This window comes from Neobacillus vireti (assembly GCF_036962345.1).
GTDB lineage: Bacteria > Bacillota > Bacilli > Bacillales > Cytobacillaceae > Neobacillus > Neobacillus vireti_A.
On sequence record NZ_JBALNB010000011.1, the window covers coordinates 1 to 20,407 of the forward strand.

General features: G+C 39.5%; 20 protein-coding genes and 1 other RNA gene. 20 read left to right on the plus strand and 1 reads right to left on the minus strand.

Features of this window, described 5'->3' with window-relative positions:
- Positions 1 to 30: 30 nt before the first annotated feature.
- The 18 genes from V7108_RS13575 (at position 31) to ssrA (ending at position 15,899) form a co-directional block, all read left to right on the plus strand.
- A complete protein-coding gene (locus V7108_RS13575) occupies positions 31 to 270 on the plus strand; it encodes a LysR family transcriptional regulator (protein WP_335568606.1) in 240 nt (79 codons plus the stop codon).
- Complete coding sequence (locus tag V7108_RS26925; RefSeq protein ID WP_420489051.1) at positions 271 to 573, plus strand: LysR family transcriptional regulator substrate-binding protein; 303 nt, start codon at positions 271 to 273, stop codon at positions 571 to 573.
- Between the two features lie 125 nt (positions 574 to 698).
- A complete protein-coding gene (locus tag V7108_RS13580) occupies positions 699 to 1,148 on the plus strand; it encodes a TIM barrel protein (protein ID WP_335568527.1) in 450 nt (149 codons plus the stop codon).
- Positions 1,106 to 1,423: a sugar phosphate isomerase/epimerase family protein gene (locus tag V7108_RS13585; protein ID WP_335568528.1), complete on the plus strand. Its 318-nt coding sequence runs from the start codon at positions 1,106 to 1,108 to the stop codon at positions 1,421 to 1,423. The genes V7108_RS13580 and V7108_RS13585 overlap by 43 nt, the downstream gene beginning before the upstream one ends.
- A 127-nt stretch (positions 1,424 to 1,550) precedes the next feature.
- On the plus strand, positions 1,551 to 2,876 hold the full coding sequence (gene rpoN / locus V7108_RS13590; protein ID WP_335568529.1) for an RNA polymerase factor sigma-54: 1,326 nt from the start codon (positions 1,551 to 1,553) through the stop codon (positions 2,874 to 2,876).
- A gap of 12 nt (positions 2,877 to 2,888) precedes the next feature.
- Positions 2,889 to 3,149, plus strand: a complete 261-nt coding sequence (locus V7108_RS13595; RefSeq protein ID WP_335568530.1) for a glutaredoxin family protein — start codon at positions 2,889 to 2,891, stop codon at positions 3,147 to 3,149.
- A gap of 133 nt (positions 3,150 to 3,282) precedes the next feature.
- Positions 3,283 to 4,305, plus strand: a complete 1,023-nt coding sequence (locus V7108_RS13600; protein ID WP_335512523.1) for a sugar-binding transcriptional regulator — start codon at positions 3,283 to 3,285, stop codon at positions 4,303 to 4,305.
- Positions 4,306 to 4,383: 78 nt separating this feature from the next.
- Complete coding sequence (gene gap / locus V7108_RS13605; RefSeq protein ID WP_335512525.1) at positions 4,384 to 5,391, plus strand: type I glyceraldehyde-3-phosphate dehydrogenase; 1,008 nt, start codon at positions 4,384 to 4,386, stop codon at positions 5,389 to 5,391.
- A gap of 136 nt (positions 5,392 to 5,527) precedes the next feature.
- Positions 5,528 to 6,712, plus strand: coding sequence for a phosphoglycerate kinase (locus V7108_RS13610; protein ID WP_335568531.1), 1,185 nt, complete (start codon positions 5,528 to 5,530; stop codon positions 6,710 to 6,712).
- Positions 6,713 to 6,890: 178 nt separating this feature from the next.
- Complete coding sequence (tpiA, locus tag V7108_RS13615) at positions 6,891 to 7,652, plus strand: triose-phosphate isomerase (RefSeq protein WP_335512530.1); 762 nt, start codon at positions 6,891 to 6,893, stop codon at positions 7,650 to 7,652.
- Complete coding sequence (gpmI, locus tag V7108_RS13620) at positions 7,645 to 9,177, plus strand: 2,3-bisphosphoglycerate-independent phosphoglycerate mutase (protein ID WP_335512532.1); 1,533 nt, start codon at positions 7,645 to 7,647, stop codon at positions 9,175 to 9,177. The genes tpiA and gpmI overlap by 8 nt, the downstream gene beginning before the upstream one ends.
- Positions 9,178 to 9,205: 28 nt before the next feature.
- Positions 9,206 to 10,504 carry a phosphopyruvate hydratase gene (gene eno, locus V7108_RS13625; protein ID WP_335512534.1) on the plus strand — a complete coding sequence of 433 codons (1,299 nt, stop codon included), beginning with the start codon at positions 9,206 to 9,208 and terminating at the stop codon, positions 10,502 to 10,504.
- A gap of 247 nt (positions 10,505 to 10,751) precedes the next feature.
- Positions 10,752 to 10,949 carry a hypothetical protein gene (locus tag V7108_RS13630; protein WP_335568532.1) on the plus strand — a complete coding sequence of 66 codons (198 nt, stop codon included), beginning with the start codon at positions 10,752 to 10,754 and terminating at the stop codon, positions 10,947 to 10,949.
- Positions 10,950 to 11,126: 177 nt separating this feature from the next.
- Positions 11,127 to 11,360, plus strand: a complete 234-nt coding sequence (secG, locus tag V7108_RS13635; protein ID WP_335512537.1) for a preprotein translocase subunit SecG — start codon at positions 11,127 to 11,129, stop codon at positions 11,358 to 11,360.
- 137 nt (positions 11,361 to 11,497) lie between these two features.
- On the plus strand, positions 11,498 to 12,244 hold the full coding sequence (locus tag V7108_RS13640; RefSeq protein ID WP_335568533.1) for an alpha/beta hydrolase: 747 nt from the start codon (positions 11,498 to 11,500) through the stop codon (positions 12,242 to 12,244).
- 20 nt (positions 12,245 to 12,264) lie between these two features.
- A complete protein-coding gene (rnr, locus tag V7108_RS13645) occupies positions 12,265 to 14,625 on the plus strand; it encodes a ribonuclease R (RefSeq protein WP_335568534.1) in 2,361 nt (786 codons plus the stop codon).
- Positions 14,626 to 14,939: 314 nt separating this feature from the next.
- Positions 14,940 to 15,407, plus strand: a complete 468-nt coding sequence (gene smpB, locus V7108_RS13650; RefSeq protein WP_335568535.1) for an SsrA-binding protein SmpB — start codon at positions 14,940 to 14,942, stop codon at positions 15,405 to 15,407.
- A gap of 155 nt (positions 15,408 to 15,562) precedes the next feature.
- Positions 15,563 to 15,899: a transfer-messenger RNA gene (gene ssrA, locus V7108_RS13655) on the plus strand.
- 712 nt (positions 15,900 to 16,611) lie between these two features.
- Here ssrA and V7108_RS13660 read toward each other — a convergent pair.
- On the minus strand, positions 16,612 to 17,544 hold the full coding sequence (locus V7108_RS13660) for an amidohydrolase family protein (RefSeq protein WP_335568536.1): 933 nt from the start codon (positions 17,542 to 17,544) through the stop codon (positions 16,612 to 16,614).
- 562 nt (positions 17,545 to 18,106) lie between these two features.
- On the opposite strand from V7108_RS13660, the gene V7108_RS13665 reads away from it, so the two are divergent.
- Together V7108_RS13665 and V7108_RS13670 are read left to right on the plus strand one after the other, a co-directional pair.
- Complete coding sequence (locus tag V7108_RS13665; protein WP_335512547.1) at positions 18,107 to 19,570, plus strand: aldehyde dehydrogenase; 1,464 nt, start codon at positions 18,107 to 18,109, stop codon at positions 19,568 to 19,570.
- 17 nt (positions 19,571 to 19,587) lie between these two features.
- Positions 19,588 to 20,364: a 2-keto-4-pentenoate hydratase gene (locus V7108_RS13670; RefSeq protein ID WP_335568537.1), complete on the plus strand. Its 777-nt coding sequence runs from the start codon at positions 19,588 to 19,590 to the stop codon at positions 20,362 to 20,364.
- The last annotated feature ends 43 nt before the right edge of the window (positions 20,365 to 20,407 follow it).

Consider the following 20,407-nt stretch of genomic DNA (forward strand, 5'->3'; position numbering starts at 1 on the left):
ACTTTTTAGACTAACCTCCAATTTCCTGCGATTGTTGACTCACAAAGCATTACAAAGGCAGCTGAAATGCTATACCTATCACACTCAACGATAAGTCATCGCCTAAAGTCCCTTGAAAAAGAACTTGAAACAACCTTAATAATCCGTGGAAATGGGCAGCGGACTATTTATTTGACGCCAAAGGGAGAAGAATTTGTCCAAATTGCTAGGAAATGGGCAGCTCTTTGGAGAGATACACAACAGTTTAAAACGGATCAAGTTTTTTCATAGATAACAGTCGGATCAGCAGATAGTTTAAATCTATACTTATTCTCTACCCTATACAACCAAATATTAAATGATAACGTACCTATTAAACTGCAGATTAGAACCCAGCAATGTTCCTATAATTATATGTTACTAGAAAACAGAGAAATTGATATCGGCTTCACTGTTACACAATTTCGATATAAAAATATCATCACAACACCGCTTTTAAGCGAACCTATGTTTTTAGTGTGCCGTACAAATAGTAATTATAATCTGGTCCCATCCACCCAAGTGAACTTGACCTTAAGAAAGAGCTTTTTGTGACATGGGGATCCGAATATCAGAGATGGCATGATTTTTGGTGGAATCCGGCGATTAGTCCATATTTTAATATTAATGCCCCCTCTTTTCTTTTTAATTTCATGAGAAATTCGGATTGCTGGTCAATCATGCCGATATCCATTGCTAAGATATTTGAAAAAATGGATGGCTATGAGGTACATGCAATATCAGAACCGCCTCCGAATAGATCAATGGGTCTAAAGGTCGTGGGTTTTGTTGCAGCCTCTGTTTTATATCGATATCAATATTGCCTTTTTGAGCCTGAATATCGAGAAAAAAGCTTTGCCTATTTTTCTAACGGTATAAAAGCTGCTGCAGAACTAGGAAGTAAGTCGCTGCATATCAATTCAGGCTGGGGATATAAAACTGAACACCGTGAAGAAGCGTGGAAGCGGTCCAGTGACATGCTGTTTCGGTTAGCAAACGTTGCACAGCAAGAAGGGATTGTCCTTTCAATGAATCCTTTCGCCCTGATGAAACAGGCCTTGTTACGACATTACAGGATGCAAAAAGAATGTTTGATGAGATCAATCATCCCTTTTTTAAAATCATGCTAGATACTAATCCAATGGGAGTTGCAAATGAAACCATATGGCAGTGGTTTGAAACCTTCGGTCAGGACATCGTGAACATTCATTTTGTAGACGGGACTCCATATGGACATTTAATTCGGGGAGATGGCACATTTCCTTTAGAGGATATGTTTACCTGTCTTAATACCTATCATTACGAGGGTTACTTAAGTCAGGAAATAACAGACACACGTTATTTTATCGACCCTGTGGCTGCAGATATTCAAAATATCAAAACACTGAGTAGATTCTTTAATTAATTTCCAATCTCAACCTCCTGGAATAAAGAGATTTCTTTATTTTAGGAGGTTTTTTATTTTGTAAATGTTATTTACCATACACGAAACCGCCATCATCATGTAAAATAGAGCAAGGGGGGGAATAGTAATGGATCTAAAGGCAGGTTTATGGCAACAGCAAACATTGAAATTGGCAATGACACAGGAATTGACACAAGCGATTGCACTTTTACAATATACAGCTCAGGAGCTTTCTTCTTTTTTAGAAAACAAGGCACTTGAAAATCCCCTTTTACAGGTTGAGAATCAAAACATTCAACCTATTAACCCATTAATAGACCGCAATCGGAGGAAACATACGAACCATACAGAAAAAGAGTGGATTGAACAAATTGCTGCAAAGTCGTTTTCTGTGGAAGAACAACTGATCAATCAACTTACCCTTCATAAATACTCTAGTATTCAATTAAAAGTAATCAAACATCTTATTGAGCATCTAGATGAAAACGGATACTTAACTTCAGAGCCGAAGGAAATTTCCGAACAATTGTCTGTTCCTTTAGAATTGGTAGAAGAGAGCATTATCGTCATCCAAACGCTAGAGCCTGCAGGTATAGGTGCTCGAAACCTTCAAGAATGCTTATTAATTCAAGTAGAACGGGAAAACCTAGAGGATGATTTGGTCATTACCATCCTTACTTCTTACTTCATCCCATTCGCGGAAAAGAAATGGAAGCAAATTGCGAAGGAATTGCAAATCCCTATTCAAAAGATTCAAGAGGTATTTGATACCATCCAGAAGTTGAATCCACGTCCTGGCGCACTTTTAGGTCAGGAGAATGCCTCCTACGTTATCCCTGATGCGATTGTTGAACGATTTGGGGATGGATTTTCAGTCAGACTTTGTGATGACATTATTCCGAAAATCAGCTTTAACAATCAATATTATCAAAAACTAACTGCCAGCCAGGATCAGCAGGTAGGTCGTTTTTTACAGGAGAAGGTACAGGATTATCAATGGATAATGAGAAGTATTGAACAACGGAAGGAAACGTTAATCCGGGTTGTAAGGATGATTGTCGAAAAGCAATCACAATTTTTCGAAAAAGGGCCTGAACACTTAGTTCCCATGACAATGAAGGAAGTAGCAAGTGAACTTGAAATACATGAATCAACCGTCAGCCGTGCAGTAAAAGAAAAATATGTCCAGACACCCATCGGAACTTTCGCATTGAAATCCTTCTTTACCAGCACGATTCAGACGGTTTCAAATGAAAATACTTCATCGAGCCAAGTGAAAAATGCAATCGCTTCCTTGATTGATACGGAAGATAAACAACGTCCGTTATCAGATCAAGAAATTGTAGAAATACTAAAGAGAAATCAGGGAATTGTGGTTTCAAGAAGGACCGTTGCAAAATATCGAGATCAACTTGGAATCCCATCCTCTTCAAAAAGAAAACGGTTTGATTGAAAGGAAAGAAAAATGCCAGAAACAATAATTACCTTATATACCAGAAAACGCTGTTCACTATGTGAAAAAGCGAAACAAGCAATCCTTGAGTTAAAAGAAGAAAAGTGGGAATTTACTTTAGAGGAAAAGGATATCGATGAAAGCGATGAATTAACAGAATTGTATGGAATAATGATTCCTGTGGTTCATATCAACGGAGAAGAAATTGCTTTTGGGATTATCAACAAATTAGACATACGTAACCGTTTACAAGAAAAATCGGAAAACTTTTAGGTTGAAATAGGTTTTCACTCCTGTTAAAATGAAAATTGTTAGCAGGGGTGATTTTTTTTCGGTGAAGTGGGACATAATTTGTCTAGGGTGGACATTTTACGACCAATTACATATCATAAAGGAGCAAGGTGTAATGCAGTCACTCATCGATATTCAAAAAAGATTATTACCTGATCTCCTTCAAGTGCTACATAAACGATATTCTATCCTGAGGCATATTGGTTTTATGCAGCCTGTAGGAAGAAGGAGTCTGGCTGCCAACCTTGGTTATACAGAACGAGTCCTTCGCGGCGAAGTTGATTTTCTAAAGGAACAAAATCTTATTTCGATTAACAATATTGGAATGAGCTTAACCTCTGAAGGGAAAAATCTGCTAGAGGACTTAGAAGGTCTTATCCGCGAATTAATCGGGATTGATGTAATGGAGCTAGAGTTAAAACACCGCCTTAAGATTCGTAAAGTAGTGGTTGTACCTGGTAATAGTGATGAATCGTTAATGGTCAAAGATGATCTAGGCAAGGCTAGTGCAATTTGTATGAAAAAGTATTTGACTGGGAAAAATATTATCGCTGTTACAGGCGGTTCGACAATGGCGGCTGTCGCAAAAGTACTTACACCAGAGCTAGGCAAAAAGGAATTGCTATTTGTCCCAGCTCGCGGCGGAATTGGCGAGGATGTCCAAAACCAGGCTAACACAATAAGCTCAATTATGTCTAAAAATACGCAGTCAAAACACCGTGTGTTTTATGTACCTGATCAAGTTAGTAACAAAATTTATGAATCCCTTATTAAAGAGCCAGAAATCCATGAAGTGTTAAATTTAATTAAATCTGCAAGCATGGTTCTTCACGGCATAGGAGATGCTATCACAATGGCTGATCGAAGGAACTCTAATCCCGAAATCATGCAGAAGCTTTTAGCGAATGAAGCAGTGGGAGAAGCTTTCGGCTATTATTTTAATGAACATGGTGAAATCGTCCATAAAGTTTTAACCATTGGACTGCAGCTAGAAGACCTTGCACATATTCCTAATGTGATTGCTGTAGCAGGCGGCGCTTCTAAAGCGAAAGCGATTAAGGCATACATGAAACAAGCACCAGCATCGACGATTTTAATTACAGATGAGGGTGCAGCAAGAAAGTTATTAAAAGGTTAATCCCTTTTTAAATAAGGCTATTTTCTAACAAAAGAGCCTAAATAAAAAACCTTTTTTCAAAACAAGGAGGAAATTTAAATGACAGTAAAAGTTGGTATTAATGGTTTTGGTCGTATCGGCCGTAACGTATTTCGCGCGGCATTAGAAAATACAGGAATTGAAATCGTAGCGATTAACGATTTAACTGATGCAAATATGCTTGCACATCTCTTAAAATACGATACTGTACATGGCACTCTTAAACATGACGTTACAGTTGACGGTCAATATTTAGTTGTTGGCAACCAAAAAGTAAAAGTACTAGCTGAACGCGATCCTGCTCAATTAGGTTGGGGAGAATTAGGTGTTGAGGTAGTAGTTGAATCAACTGGACGTTTCACAAAGCGTGAAGATGCAGCGAAACACCTTGAAGCAGGTGCGAAAAAAGTTATTATCTCTGCTCCAGCTTCTAACGAAGATATTACAATTGTTATGGGTGTTAACGAAGACAAATACGATGCAGCTAACCACCACGTATTATCAAACGCATCTTGTACAACTAACTGTCTAGCTCCTTTTGCAAAGGTTTTAAATGATACTTTCGGAATCAAACGTGGAATGATGACAACGATCCACTCTTATACAAATGACCAACAAATTCTTGATTTACCACATAAGGACTACCGTCGTGCACGCGCAGCAGCTGAGAACATGATTCCAACTTCAACTGGTGCTGCTAAAGCAGTTGCATTAGTTCTTCCTGAACTTAAAGGCAAATTAAATGGTATGGCAGTACGGGTTCCAACACCAAACGTTTCTATCGTTGACCTAGTGGCTGAATTAGAAAAGAATGTTACAGCTGAGGAAGTTAATGCGGCATTAAAAGCAGCTGCTGAAGGTCCATTAAAAGGAATTTTAGCATATAGCGATCTTCCATTAGTATCAACTGATTATAACGGTGCAACTGTTTCTTCTACAGTTGATGGATTATCAACAATGGTCCTTGAAGACAATATGGTAAAAGTATTATCTTGGTACGATAACGAAGTTGGTTACTCTAACCGTGTTGTTGACCTTGTTAAATATATCGCTCAAAAAGGACTTTAATCTTAGCTGACGTAGATTGGAAAATTTTTAATCAAAAAGCTATAATGATTTAGGGTATTTCAAAGGGGAGCGGGGAACATTCCCCCTGCCCTTTTTTTGTGTAATTAGCTGTCAATACATAAGGAGGCTTTTCCGCATGAACAAGAAAACATTAAAAGATGTTGATGTAAAAGGGAAACGCGTTTTCTGCCGCGTTGATTTTAACGTTCCTATGCAGGATGGGAAAATTACCGATGAAACAAGAATTCGTGCTGCACTACCTACAATTCAATACTTAGTGGATCAGGGCGCTAAAGTGATTTTAGCGAGCCATTTTGGACGGCCGAAGGGTAAAGTAGTAGAAGAAATGCGCTTAACTCCAGTAGGTGTAAGACTTTCTGAACTTCTAGGTAAAAATGTTCAAAAAGCAGATGAAGCCTATGGCGATTCTGTTAAATCTTTAATCCAATCTATGAATGAAGGCGATGTTCTTCTTCTTGAAAACGTCCGTTTTTATCCAGGTGAAGAAAAGAATGATCCTGAACTGGCGAAATCCTTTGCAGAACTTGCAGATGTATATGTAAATGACGCATTTGGAGCAGCACACAGAGCTCATGCTTCTACAGAAGGTATTGCACATCATTTACCTGCTGTATCCGGTCTTTTAATGGAAAAAGAACTAGATGTATTAGGAAAAGCTCTATCCAATCCTGAACGACCGTTTACTGCGATTATTGGCGGAGCGAAAGTAAAAGACAAAATTGGTGTTATTGAAAACCTATTAGAAAAGGTTGATAACCTGATTATTGGCGGCGGTCTTGCGTATACCTTTGTTAAAGCTCAGGGACATGAAATTGGTAAATCCCTTCTTGAGGCAGATAAAATTGACTTAGCGAATTCTTATATAGAAAAAGCAAAAGAAAAAGGTGTCAATTTCTATATGCCGGTTGATGCAATTGTGGCTGATGATTTTTCAGCAGAGGCCAATACTAAAGCAGTTGCTATTAATGAAATTCCAGCTGATTGGGAAGCACTTGATATCGGACCGAAAACGGCTGAAATTTACCGTGATGTAATCCAAAAGTCTAAATTGGTTATTTGGAATGGACCAATGGGTGTTTTTGAAATCGATAAGTTTGCTGGCGGAACAAAGGCAGTTGCCCAAGCACTAGCAGATGCAGAAGGTACATACTCTGTGATTGGCGGCGGAGACTCTGCAGCAGCAGTCGAAAAGTTCAATTTAGCGGAAAAAATGAGTCATATTTCAACAGGCGGCGGCGCTTCACTTGAATTTATGGAAGGTAAAGAACTTCCAGGCGTTGTAGCTTTAAATGATAAATAGAAAAGCGGAAGCGCCTTGACCTAGGGAAAAAAGAAGTTCATTTTTTCCTCGGGGCGACAGGCATTAGACGAGTCGGCGGGAAGGTTGCTTTTTAACCTTTCTGACGGATTGGCTTATGACCCGAGCCCCTAGGCGCTGCAGCTAGACAAATAATTAAGTAAAAAGGGAAGTGCTAGAAATGCGTAAACCGATTATTGCAGGTAACTGGAAAATGAATAAAACTCATGCAGAAGCAAAAAGTTTTGCAGAAGAAGTAAAAGGATTAGTTCCAGATTCTCAAAAAATCGACTCTGTTATATGTGCACCTGCTTTATTTTTGCAGAATCTTGTAGAAGTAACAGAAGGCAGCGACGTAAAAATTGGAGCTCAAAATATGCATTTCGAAGAGAGCGGGGCATTTACTGGAGAAATCAGTCCAAAACCTCTTTCCGAAATCGGCGTTCAATATGTGATTATTGGTCATTCTGAGCGTAGAGAAATGTTTAATGAAACAGATGAATCTGTTAACTTAAAGACGCTTGCAGCTTTTAAATATAACTTAACACCGATTGTTTGCTGTGGTGAAACGCTAGAGCAGCGTGAAAATGGCGAAACAATGGATTTTGTGGGCACTCAGATTCAAAAGGCACTAGCAGGTTTAACCGATGAACAGGTAAAACAGACTGTCATTGCTTATGAACCTATTTGGGCAATTGGAACAGGCAAATCTTCGACTTCACAAGATGCAAATGATGTATGTGCACATATTCGTCAGGTAGTTGCCGGGCAGTTTAATGAAGAAGTTGCAAATGCTGTTCGCATTCAATATGGCGGAAGTGTAAAACCTGAGAATATTAAAGAATATATGGCTCAACCAGATATTGATGGTGCTCTTGTAGGCGGAGCAAGTCTTGAGGCTCGCTCATTCTTGCAGCTATTGGAGGCAGGAAGCTATGAGTAAGTCTCCCGTTGCCCTCATCATTCTAGACGGATTTGGATGCAGGGATGAACAAAAAGGGAATGCAGTCTATCATGCGAAAAAACCGAATTTTGATCGTTATTGGGATAGCTTCCCGCACTCTCATTTAACTGCTTCTGGAGAGGCAGTTGGACTTCCTGAAGGACAAATGGGTAACTCAGAGGTTGGTCACTTAAATATCGGTGCTGGCCGGATTGTCTACCAAAGCCTAACGCGTGTGAATATCGCCATTCGTGAAGGTGAATTTGAAAAAAATGAAACCATCTGCAGTGCGATGGATCATGTAAAGAAAAATGGAACCAACTTACATTTATTCGGATTATTGTCCGATGGCGGAGTTCACAGCCATATTAACCATATGTTTGCTCTGTTAAAGATGGCTAAAGAAGAAGGCGTAGAAAAAGTCTATTTACATGGCTTCCTTGATGGACGTGATGTTGGTCCGAAAACTGCAGCTAAATATATTCAGCAGACTTTGGATAAAATTAATGAGTATGGCGTTGGTGAATTTGCTACCATTTCTGGACGTTACTATTCAATGGACCGTGACAAGCGCTGGGAACGTGTTGAAAAGTCTTATTGTTCCATGGTTTATGGCGATGGACCAACCTACACCAACCCATTAGATGTTGTTGAAGATTCTTACCAACATGGAATTTTCGATGAATTCGTCATTCCGTCTGTGATTACAAAAGAAGATGGTAAGCCTGTTGCGACGATTCAAGATAATGATGCAGTTATTTTCTATAACTTCCGTCCAGACCGTGCGATTCAAATTTCCAATGTATTCACAAACGAAGATTTTCGTCCGTTTGACCGTGGTGAGAAACATCCAAAGGATTTATTCTTTGTGTGTTTAACGCATTTCAGTGAATCGGTAAATGGGTATGTTGCGTTTAAGCCTTCAAACTTGGACAACACCTTAGGAGAGGTATTGTCGCAAAATGGATTGAAACAATTAAGAATAGCCGAAACCGAAAAATATCCTCATGTTACATTCTTTATGAGCGGCGGCCGTGAGGACAAGTTCCCTGGGGAAGAGCGTCTTCTAATCAACTCACCTAAAGTTGCAACTTATGACCTGCAGCCAGAGATGAGTGCTTATGAATTGACAGACGCCCTGCTTAAAGAAATTCAAGACGATAAATTTGATGCGATTATCCTAAATTTTGCAAATCCTGATATGGTTGGTCATTCAGGAATGCTTGAACCAACAGTTAAAGCGATTGAAACGGTTGATGAATGCTTAGGTAAAATTGTTGATTTGATTCTTGAAAAGGGCGGAACAGCTATTATTACAGCTGATCATGGAAACGCAGATGAGGTTATCACTCTTGAAGGTGAGCCTATGACAGCCCATACTACAAACCCTGTTCCAGTCATTGTGACGAAGAAGGGCGTAGAATTGCGTGAAGGTGGAATCTTAGGAGATTTAGCTCCGACAATGTTAAAATTACTGGGTGTCGAACAGCCAGAAGAAATGACAGGAAAAACATTAGTAAAATAATTTTTTTATATTAAAGGAGAGAAATTAAATGCCATTTATTGTAGACGTTTATGCTCGTGAAGTATTGGATTCCCGTGGTAACCCAACAGTTGAGGTAGAAGTATTTACAGAATCAGGCGCTTTTGGCCGTGCTTTAGTTCCAAGTGGTGCATCTACTGGTGAATACGAAGCAGTAGAACTTCGTGATGGAGATAAAGACCGTTATTTAGGTAAAGGTGTTTTAAAAGCTGTAGACAACGTAAATGAAATTATCGCTCCACATCTTGTTGGTGAAGAATTCAGCGTTTTAGACCAAGTTTCTGTTGACCATGCTTTAATCGAGCTTGATGGAACTGAAAACAAAGGCAAATTAGGTGCTAATGCTATTCTAGGTGTTTCTATGGCTGTAGCTCATGCTGCTGCAAACTACTTAGATATTCCTTTATATCAATACCTTGGCGGCTTTAACTCTAAGCAGCTTCCAGTTCCAATGATGAACATCGTTAACGGCGGTGAGCATGCTGATAACAACGTTGATATTCAAGAGTTCATGGTTATGCCTGTTGGAGCTCCTAACTTCAGAGAAGCACTTCGTATGGGTGCAGAAATTTTCCACAGCTTAAAATCAGTTCTTAAAGAAAAAGGACTTAACACTGCTGTTGGGGATGAAGGCGGATTTGCTCCAAACTTAGGATCTAACGAAGAAGCACTTCAAACAATCGTTCAAGCAATCGAAAAAGCTGGCTACAAGCCTGGCGAAGAAGTATTCTTAGCAATGGACGCAGCATCTTCAGAATTCTATAACAAAGAAGATGGAAAATACCATCTAAAAGGTGAAGGTGTTGTTAAGACTTCTGCAGAAATGGTTGATTGGTACGAGGATATGGCTACTAAATATCCAATCATCTCTATCGAAGATGGTTTAGACGAAAACGACTGGGAAGGCCACAAACTTCTAACTGAGCGTCTTGGTAAAAAAGTTCAATTAGTAGGGGATGACCTATTCGTTACAAATACGAAGAAGCTTTCTGAAGGTATTGAAAAAGGAATCGGCAACTCAATCCTTATCAAAGTGAACCAAATTGGTACATTAACTGAAACATTTGATGCGATTGAAATGGCGAAGCGCGCTGGTTACACAGCAGTTATCTCTCACCGTTCTGGTGAAACAGAAGATAACACAATCGCTGACATCGCTGTTGCAACAAATGCGGGTCAAATCAAAACAGGTGCACCTTCACGTACAGACCGTGTAGCGAAATATAACCAATTGCTTCGCATTGAAGACCAATTAGGTGAAACAGCACAATACAATGGCTTAAAGTCTTTCTATAACTTAAAAAAATAAATCAACTAGCTAAGGCACTCATTGACGAATGAGTGCCTTTTTGTTGGCTGGAGTGCCCGAAAGTTGATTTGAAGAGATGATGGGGTGCTGGAGTGCCCGAAAGTTGATTTGAAGAGATGATGGGGTGCTGGAGTGACCGAAGAGCGTAAAGAAAATACATTTGGGTCAATGCAGAGTTGCTGAAGTGACCGAAGGGCATGAAGAAAATACATTTGGGTCAATGCAGGTGCTGGAGTGACCGAAGAGCATGAAGAAAATACATTTGGGTCAATGCAGAGGTGCTGGAGTGACCGAAGATCGTAAAGAAAATACATTTGGGTCAATGGAGAGGGCTGGAGTGACCGGAGCGCAAGAAGAAAATGTATTTGAGTCAATGCAGAGGTGCTGGAGTGACCGGAGTGCAAGAAGAAAATGTATTTGGGTCAATGCAGAGGTACTGGAGTGACCGAAGAGAGTGAAGGAAAATACATTTGGGTCAATGCATGGTGGCACAGGGGAGGTCTAATCGTGCTTGGTCACTATAATTTACCTAAAGCTGCCACAAAGACGTATTGTTAAAAGGGCAATAATATGGTACATTAAAAATACTGTGAAATGTACGAACTAACAGGAGGTAGCTTACATGCACGCATTAGTTGTAACACTATTAGTAATCGTTAGTATTGGACTTATTCTTGTTGTTCTTTTGCAATCAGGTAAAAGTGCCGGCTTATCTGGTGCCATTTCAGGTGGTGCCGAAACATTATTCGGTAAGCAAAAAGCGCGTGGACTTGATTTGATTCTACACCGTATTACCGTTGTTTTATCTGTTCTTTTTATTATCCTTGCAGTTTTAGTTGCATACTTCGAAGTATAATAGAGAATGCTCAAAAACCTGGCTTAATTGTCAGGTTTTTTTATTGCACAAAAACTGAAGGCTTTTTTCTGGAATGTATGCCATTTGTTTGCTTAAACTAAGGTAATGGATTTTATTGATTTAAAGGAGTTTTTACTATGAAAATTGCACCACCGAAGCCCTTTACATTTAAAGGAGGAAAACGAGCGGTTTTATTGCTTCACGGTTTTACAGGTAATTCTGCCGATGTTCGGATGTTAGGCCGCTTTTTAGAAAAGAGAGGATACACTTGTCATGCTCCCCATTACAAAGGTCATGGAGTTCCTCCTGAGGAACTTGTACATACTGGTCCGGAAGATTGGTGGAAGGATGTCATAAATGGCTATAATTTTTTAAAAAATCAAGGCCATGAAGAAATCGCTGTAGGAGGACTTTCGCTCGGCGGCGTATTTTCTTTAAAATTGGGTTACACTGTACCTATAAAAGGCATTTTTCCAATGTGTGCACCGATGTATATAAAAAGCGAAGAAGTCATGTACCAAGGAATTCTCGAGTATGCCCGCGAATATAAGACACTTGAGGGGAAAACCGAGGAACAAATCGAAGTGGAAATGAATGAGTTTGCAAAAACACCAATGAAAACCTTAAAGGCGCTGCAAGAATTAATTTCTGATGTCCGCGACCATGTAGATATGATTTATGCCCCTACTTATGTGGTACAGGCCCGCCATGACAAAATGATAAACACAGAGAGTGCAAATATCATTTACAATGAAATAGAGTCTATGGAGAAAGAAATAAAATGGTATGAAGAATCTGGACATGTAATTACGCTAGATAAAGAACGTGATCAACTTCATGAAGATATTTACACCTTTTTAGAAAAATTAGATTGGCAAAATTAACCCTATGAGGAGGGATTTGATTGGAAGATAATATTCAACTGCACGTTGATAAACTATTACAATATATGAGAGATGAGGCTTATAAGCCATTAACCGTTCAAGAATTAGAAGCGGCATTTGGTATCTCTGATTCGAGTGAATTTAAAGAATTTGTAAAAGCACTTGTACAAATGGAAGAAAAAGGATTAGTTGTCCGCACTCGCAGCAACCGTTATGGTTTGCCGCAAAAAATGAATTTAATTCGTGGGAAACTTATTGGTCATGCAAAAGGATTTGCTTTTGTCGCTCCAGATGAGCCTGGGATGGACGATATTTTTATTCCACCAAATGAAACCAATACCGCCATGCATGGAGATACCGTACTTGCCCGCATTTCATCCGAAAGCTCAGGGCAGCGCAGGGAAGGCAGTATTATTCGCATTCTTGAGCGCGGAGTCCAGCAAATTGTTGGTACGTATGTGGAAAGCAAAAGCTTTGGTTTTGTGATTCCAGATGATAAAAAGTTCGCAAGTGATATTTTTATCCCAAAATCAGCATCTAAAGGTGCGGTCGAGGGTCATAAGGTAGTCGTTAAATTAATTACCTATCCAGAAGGCAGAAAGAGTGCGGAAGGGGAAGTCATTAACGTCCTTGGCCATAAGAATGATCCAGGTGTTGATATTCTCTCTGTGATTCATAAACATGGTCTGCCGATGTCCTTCCCAGATGAGGTATTGAAGCAGGCAAATGAAACACCCGATACGATTGATGAAAGTGAATTGGAAAACCGCCGTGATTTAAGAAATGAAACGATTGTTACCATCGATGGTGCGGACGCTAAGGACCTTGATGATGCGGTTACTGTCACAAAACTTGAGAATGGCAATTATAAGCTTGGCGTACATATTGCAGATGTCAGCTACTATGTAAAAGAAGGAACGCCAATTGACTTAGAGGCCGAAGAAAGGGCAACAAGTGTTTATTTAGTAGACAGAGTAATCCCGATGATTCCACATCGTTTATCCAATGGAATCTGTTCACTAAATCCGAATGTGGACCGTTTAGTGCTTTCCTGTGAAATGGAAATCACGGGTGAAGGTCAAGTTGTGAATCATGAGATTTTTCAAAGTGTCATAAAGACAACGGAGCGAATGACCTATTTCGATGTAAATAAGATATTAGTGGATAAAGATGAAGAAACACGTTCCCGATATGAGTCATTAGTTCCTATGTTTGAACAAATGGAGGAACTTGCTCAAATCTTACGTGGGAAGAGAATGAAACGTGGCGCGATTGATTTTGATTTTAAAGAATCAAAGGTTTTGGTAGATGAAGAAAGTAAACCAACAGATGTTGTTCTTCGCGAGCGTTCGGTTGCGGAAAGGCTCATTGAAGAGTTTATGCTGGCTGCAAATGAAACGGTCGCCGAGCACTTTCACTGGATGGAAGTACCGTTTATTTACCGAATCCATGAGGATCCAAAGGAAGATAAGCTAAGAAGATTTTTTGAGTTTATCACCAATTTTGGCTACCTTGTAAGAGGGACAGCGAATGATGTTCACCCTAGAGCTCTTCAGGAAATTATTGAAGCTGTTCAAGGAAAACCGGAAGAAATGGTTATTTCAACTGTTATGCTTCGCTCTATGCAGCAAGCGAAATACGATCCTGAGAGCCTAGGGCACTTTGGATTATCAACAGAGTTTTATACCCATTTCACATCGCCAATTCGACGCTATCCTGATACCATTGTTCACCGGTTAATCCGGACATATTTAATTGAAGGAAAGCTTGATGAGATCACCCGTGAGAAATGGAATGCCAGATTGCCTGAAATTGCTCAGCATTCATCCAAAATGGAACGCCGTGCCGTTGATGCCGAACGTGAAACGGATGAACTAAAGAAAGCTGAATACATGGAAGACAAGATTGGTGTTGAGTATGACGGTATTATTAGCTCCGTCACCAATTTTGGGATGTTTGTCGAGCTGCCGAATACGATTGAAGGTCTCGTTCATGTCAGCTATATGACAGATGATTACTACCGGTTTGACGAGCGCCATTTTGCAATGATTGGTGAACGGACAGGGAATGTGTTCCGAATCGGGGATGAAATTACCGTTAGAGTCGTAAAGGTTAACAAAGACGAGCGTTCTATCGACTTTGAAATCGTTGGTATGAAAGGTACTCGCCGCGAGCGTTCTGAGACACCAAAAGTGGTGATTAGGACTGGCAGCGATACGAAAAAACCGCGTCGTAATAAAACCCAAGAAGGCAAGGGCGGGCAAAAGACTGAAGGACGTGGCGGCGGATCTGGTCAAGGATCAGGAACGCGTAAGAAAAAGAAGTTTTATGACAATGTTCCTAAAAACAAAAGTACAAAGCGGAAAAATAAAAAGAGATAATATTTTGATTAGGCCTTTATAGCGACCGAAACCTTTGTTTGAATGGGGTTTCGGTCACTATAGGGGCTTTATAATGCCCGTAATCCTGCTTCGGGAGGGGGGTGGGTAACTATAGAAGCTTTATAATGCCCCTAATCCGGTTTTGAGAGGAGTTTGGGTAACTATAGAAGGTTTATAATGCCCGTAATCTAGGTTTGAGCAGTATTTCGGTCACTATAAATGTTTTCATGAAAAAGGCATTTTTCCTGTTGTTGGCTTTCAATTGTTATGAGTAACGTTTTCTGCTAAAATTAACCCATAACGAGGTGAGAGACATGCCAAAAGGTATAGGGAAAGTGGTTGCCCAGAATAAAAAAGCATACCATGATTACTTTATTGAAGAAACATACGAAGCAGGAATTGTTCTTCAAGGAACTGAAATAAAGTCCATTCGTGCTGGAAAAGTAAACCTTAAAGATTCCTATGCGAGAATCCATAACGGTGAAATGCATTTATTAAACATGCATGTAAGCCCTTATGAACAAGGAAATCGCTACAATCATGATCCATTAAGACAAAGAAAGCTTTTGCTTCATAAACGGGAAATTAATAAGCTTTTTGGTGAAACAAGGGAAGCAGGGTATGCACTAATTCCTTTAAAGGTCTATTTAAAAAATGGATTTGCCAAGGTTTTGTTAGGGTTAGCAAAGGGTAAAAAGAATTATGATAAACGTGAGGTATTAAAGCAAAAAGAAGCTAAGCGCGATATCGAGCGTGCATTCCGCGAGCGTCAAAAAATGTAATTACAAAAACTTACAATTGAAAAAGACGCAAAGTGTGTTATAATAAGTTTGTCGCTAAGGAGCGACGATAACTTTTGCTCAAACTATTGTTGAGCATCCGACGTCTGCAGCTTTAATCTTTAAGTAGATTTCAGCTCATTTTATAATGGGGGCGCTACGGATTCGACAGGGGTAGTTCGAGCTTGGGTTGCGAGTCGAGGGGATCGGCCTCGTTAAAACGTCAACGCCTATAACTGGCAAAACTAACAACAACCTAGCTTTCGCAGCTTAATAACTGCATAGCTGTTCGCCCCTCCATCGCCTATGTGGTAGGGTAGCGGACTCACTCTTAGTAGGCTACGCCGGAGTCCACCGTCTGAGGGCGAAGGAAGAGAACAACCAGACTAGCTGACCGGCCGCCTGTCGATAGGCAAAAGGATCAGCGAAGCGCCAATATGTCGACTACACTCGTAGAAGCTTAAGTGCCGATATCTTTGGACGCGGGTTCGATTAGTAACTTAGTCGCCTTATGTGGTAACACATAAGTGAAAATTCGGCTTTATCGGTGAAACCTACGTCGCCAAACTGGCGATAAGGCAATGCCGAGCGGTATGTGGAGTAATCCAACAGCCGTGTATCGACTTATAGGCTGCCATTTCTAAATGGTAGTACTAGGATGCGAAATCCTACCTAATGAAAAGGTAAAAATTATATTTCGCATAATACGCCGAGGGACCTGGTAGTATGCAGGTTCAAGATATAGTCAGTGCCATGACGAAAGCATGGAAACGCACGTCCCGCCGTCTCCACCATACATAAGGTGGATAACAATACCAGTAGAGATGTGACTTGAAACATTTGAAGCATAATATTGCCGCTTTGGCAACGTTATGCTTCAAAAAACTACTGGCAAATATATACTTCAAAAATAAAAAGAACTGTAGTGAAGACTACAGTTCTTTTTATTTTGGGGCTGTTTTCGTATAGTATGAAGCCTCGGATATCACCAACTCAAAGGAAACATAAGTGTATTTATTAAATGACCTCATAAATTACATACATTAGATGATAAAGGACAAGATGTGATTGATTTAACTTACGAGTGGATCGTGACTAAACCTCCAAAACATACGTTATGGACAACAGAAATAATAATGAAAGCTTTGGAATGTTTAAACTGTTTGTTATGTTAAATTAATGAAATGGTGGCGGCGTGTCAATCCTACTATAGTAAAGAATATGTCACTGCTTGATTATTTCCAATTGGAGGCCAAACACATAGGTCAAAAGGAAAATCAGATCCTGGTACCACCCGATCTTCACCTACGCTTTTGATTAAGAAATCCAAACTATCCTGACTCCACAGAACCGAATCATACCAAAAGCGTTTCAAATATTCAGATGGTGGAGCCTGTAATTTAGACGAAACAAGTTCCCATTGTTCAAACCCCTTGTTAAGTCTACCAATCTGATATGGCAGGAAGCCTCCCCCATGGGCAAATAAAATCTTTAAATTAGGGTATTGATCAACGATCCCGCTTAACAAAAGATCAGTTGCGCAAATCGTTGTTTCCCAAGGTACACCAATTAAATTTGGCATCATTCTTCTTTTTAATCTGGAATCCTCACATAATAATGGATGAATGAAAACAATTGCTTTTAGTCGATTCGCTTCTTCAAAAAAAGGTGTAAAAAATTCATCTGATAACATATGATCTGATAATCCAGGTCCGATAATGACTCCTTTTAATCCAGCGCTAATACCATCGCGTAGAACGGCTGCCGCTTTCTCAGGGTTTGTAAGTGGGACAGTGCCTAATGCTGATAGTTTTGTAGGATTTGAATTTGTCCACTGTGCTAAAGAACGATTGTAAACAGTAGAAATATCCGTGCTTATTTCTTCAGGGAAATCATACATGAATAGTTGTGGTATTGGCGATAGTAGTGAATGTGTAACACCTGCTTTTTCCTGATCGGATATATACAGGTCAGCATCAATAAACGCTTTTTTTAGCTCAAATCCCCATTTATCATTTACTAGTAAGAATTCATCTTTGTTTTCTTCTTTTTTAATCCATTTTGCATTAACAGTATGTTGGTGATCCTTAATCCAGCTGATCACATCAGGAGGAATAAAGTGTGTGTGAAAATCGAACATAACAAATCTCCTTTTTGGTTGAAATTTTTTTTTAGCTCCTATATCCCAACCGAATGGAAATCTCCATCGCGGAGTTCATAACCATTTTTGCATATCCCTAGACTTTTTGCGGCTGGATCCTTGGTCCGACAATTAATAATAGATAAATTACATCTAAATGGTCCAAAGCAGAAATGTGAGCGGTTTCACCTATGGTTTCAACCAGCTTATTAAGGATAGGATAGGCTGGTACTCTTGATATACATCCATATTGTGATTGACGATGCCGCTTAAAAGATAGAATTGACAGGCCTAAACGATATTTCTTTGATTCAGGAGGTTTTCTAAGTTTCATTATAGAAAACAAAGTTGTTCTATAATACGCAATATATCAAAAAATACACGATTTGAAAAGTGAAAATTATAAATATTTAGACAAATAAGTGAATATTTTGCATTTTTTGAAATTTTTTTATGATTGTTGCATATAGAGAAACTGCAGCGTTGTATGTGAAATTCGTAAGCGTTACCATAATAGTAAGAAAATACAAAAAAATTGTAGATTACTAGGAGGAACATTGACATGCAAGTAGAAACTAGAGTAAGAGCGATTAATTGTTTACATTTTATTAATGGTCAATTTGTTGAATCACAAAACAAGAAAACGTTCGAAAACATCAACCCTGCTTCAGAAGAAGTATTAGGGACAGTTGCCGAAGGCGGGAAGGAAGAAGTAGATTATGCTGTTGCCGCAGCTCGTAGAGCGTTAAATGGAAAATGGAAAGGAATAACTGTCGGAGAACGTTCAAAAATCCTTCGCCGCATTGGTGATTTGATTCTTGAAAGACAAGAGGAATTAGCTCACTTAGAATCGTTAGATACTGGAAAGCCATTCTGGTTAGCCAACAGTATCGATATCCCGCGTGCTGCCTATAACTTCCACTTTTTTGCAGATTACATGATTTCCGTTAACACAGATGCCAATCAACAGGATGATTTGGCGCTCCATTATTCATATCGTCGTCCTGTAGGCGTAGTGGGAATCATTAAGCCTTGGAATCTTCCATTATTACTACTTACTTGGAAATTAGCACCTTGCTTGGCTATGGGGAATACAGCCATTATTAAACCTGCAGAATGGACTCCTATGACTGCAACGGTGTTAATGGAAATTTGTAAAGAAGCAGGAGTTCCAGATGGCGTTGTAAACCTCGTTCATGGATTCGGACCAAATTCTGCTGGTGGAGCGATCACAGAACATCCAGATGTAGATGCTATTTCATTTATTGGTGAGCCAAGTACAGGGACAGCAATTATGAAATCTGCAGCAGCATCATTGAAAAAGCTATCCTTTGAATTGGGCGGTAAAAATCCAAATATTATTTTCGCAGATTCTAATTTGGATGAGGTTATTGAAACAACACTTAAATCTAGTTTTATTAATCAAGGGGAAGTTTGTCTTTGCGGATCACGTATTTATGTTGAGAGACCTGTATATGAAAAATTCTTATCCAAATTTGCTGAAAAGGTAAAAACATTAAAGGTTGGCCATCCTTTGAACAATGATTCCAAAGTAGGAGCATTAATAAGCAAAGAGCATTATGACCGAGTTAATAGTTATATTGAGATTGCTAGAAAAGATGGAGCCACTATTTTGACAGGTGGAAAACGTCCGGACGGCTTTGAAAAGGGATATTATTTAGAGCCAACAATTATTACGGGATTAGATCGGAATTCGCGCTGTGTCCGCGAAGAGATTTTTGGACCTATTGTTACTGTAATGCCATTTGATATGGAAGAGGAAGTAATCATGCAGGCGAATGATACGCATTATGGGTTAAGTGCAACGATTTGGACCAATGACCTAAGACGTGCACATCGGGTTGCCCATCAAATTGAAGCCGGGATTATTTGGGTGAATACATGGTTTTTACGTGATCTTCGTACACCATTTGGCGGGATGAAGCAAAGCGGGATTGGTAGAACAGGCGGTATGCATAGCATTGATTTTTACTCAGAATTATCCAATATCACGATTAAGTTATAGGGAAGGGAGTAAGAAGAGTGACGAATAAAGTACAACAATATGCAGAACAATTAGTCGAAGCAGAAAACACTAGGATAGGTACTGCTCCACTTACAGCAATTGATCCTGACCTTACAGTAAAAGATGCCTATTATATTCAGTTAGAAAATATCAGTAAAAAGGTTACTAAAGGGCAGAAAATTGTTGGAAAGAAAATTGGCTTAACTTCAAAAGCTATGCAAAATTTGCTTGGAGTGGGTGAGCCAGATTATGGACACTTACTAGATAGCATGGTTGTGGAAAACAACGGTAGGATTTCCATTGAACAAGTTCTCCAACCAAAAGTAGAAGCAGAAATTGCCTTTATTTTGAAAAAGGAGTTAAGAGGACCGAATGTAACCACACTTGATGTCCTTCAGGCGACAGTGTATGTCGTTCCTGCACTCGAAATTGTAGATAGCCGAGTGAAGGACTGGAAAATCAAGCTGGTCGATACCGTAGCGGACAATGCTTCATCGGGTTATTATGTCCTTGGTGGTAAACCGACAAAAATTGAGGATATTAATCTTGAACTAATTGGCATGGTATTTACGAAAAATGGTGACATAGTCAATACGGGAGTGGGTGCAGCAGCATTAGGGAATCCAGCAAGCTGTGTCGCTTGGTTAGCCAATAAACTATCAGAATTTGATATTCCCCTTCGAGCAGGTGAAGTGATTTTATCAGGTGCGCTATCAGCAGCCGAGGTTGCAACTGCAGGAGATACGTTTACGGCTAGATTTGCTCATATCGGGCAAGTAAGTGTTAACTTTTAACGGTTTACTAAAATAATTTTAGGAAAGCAATGTGTCTTTGTGT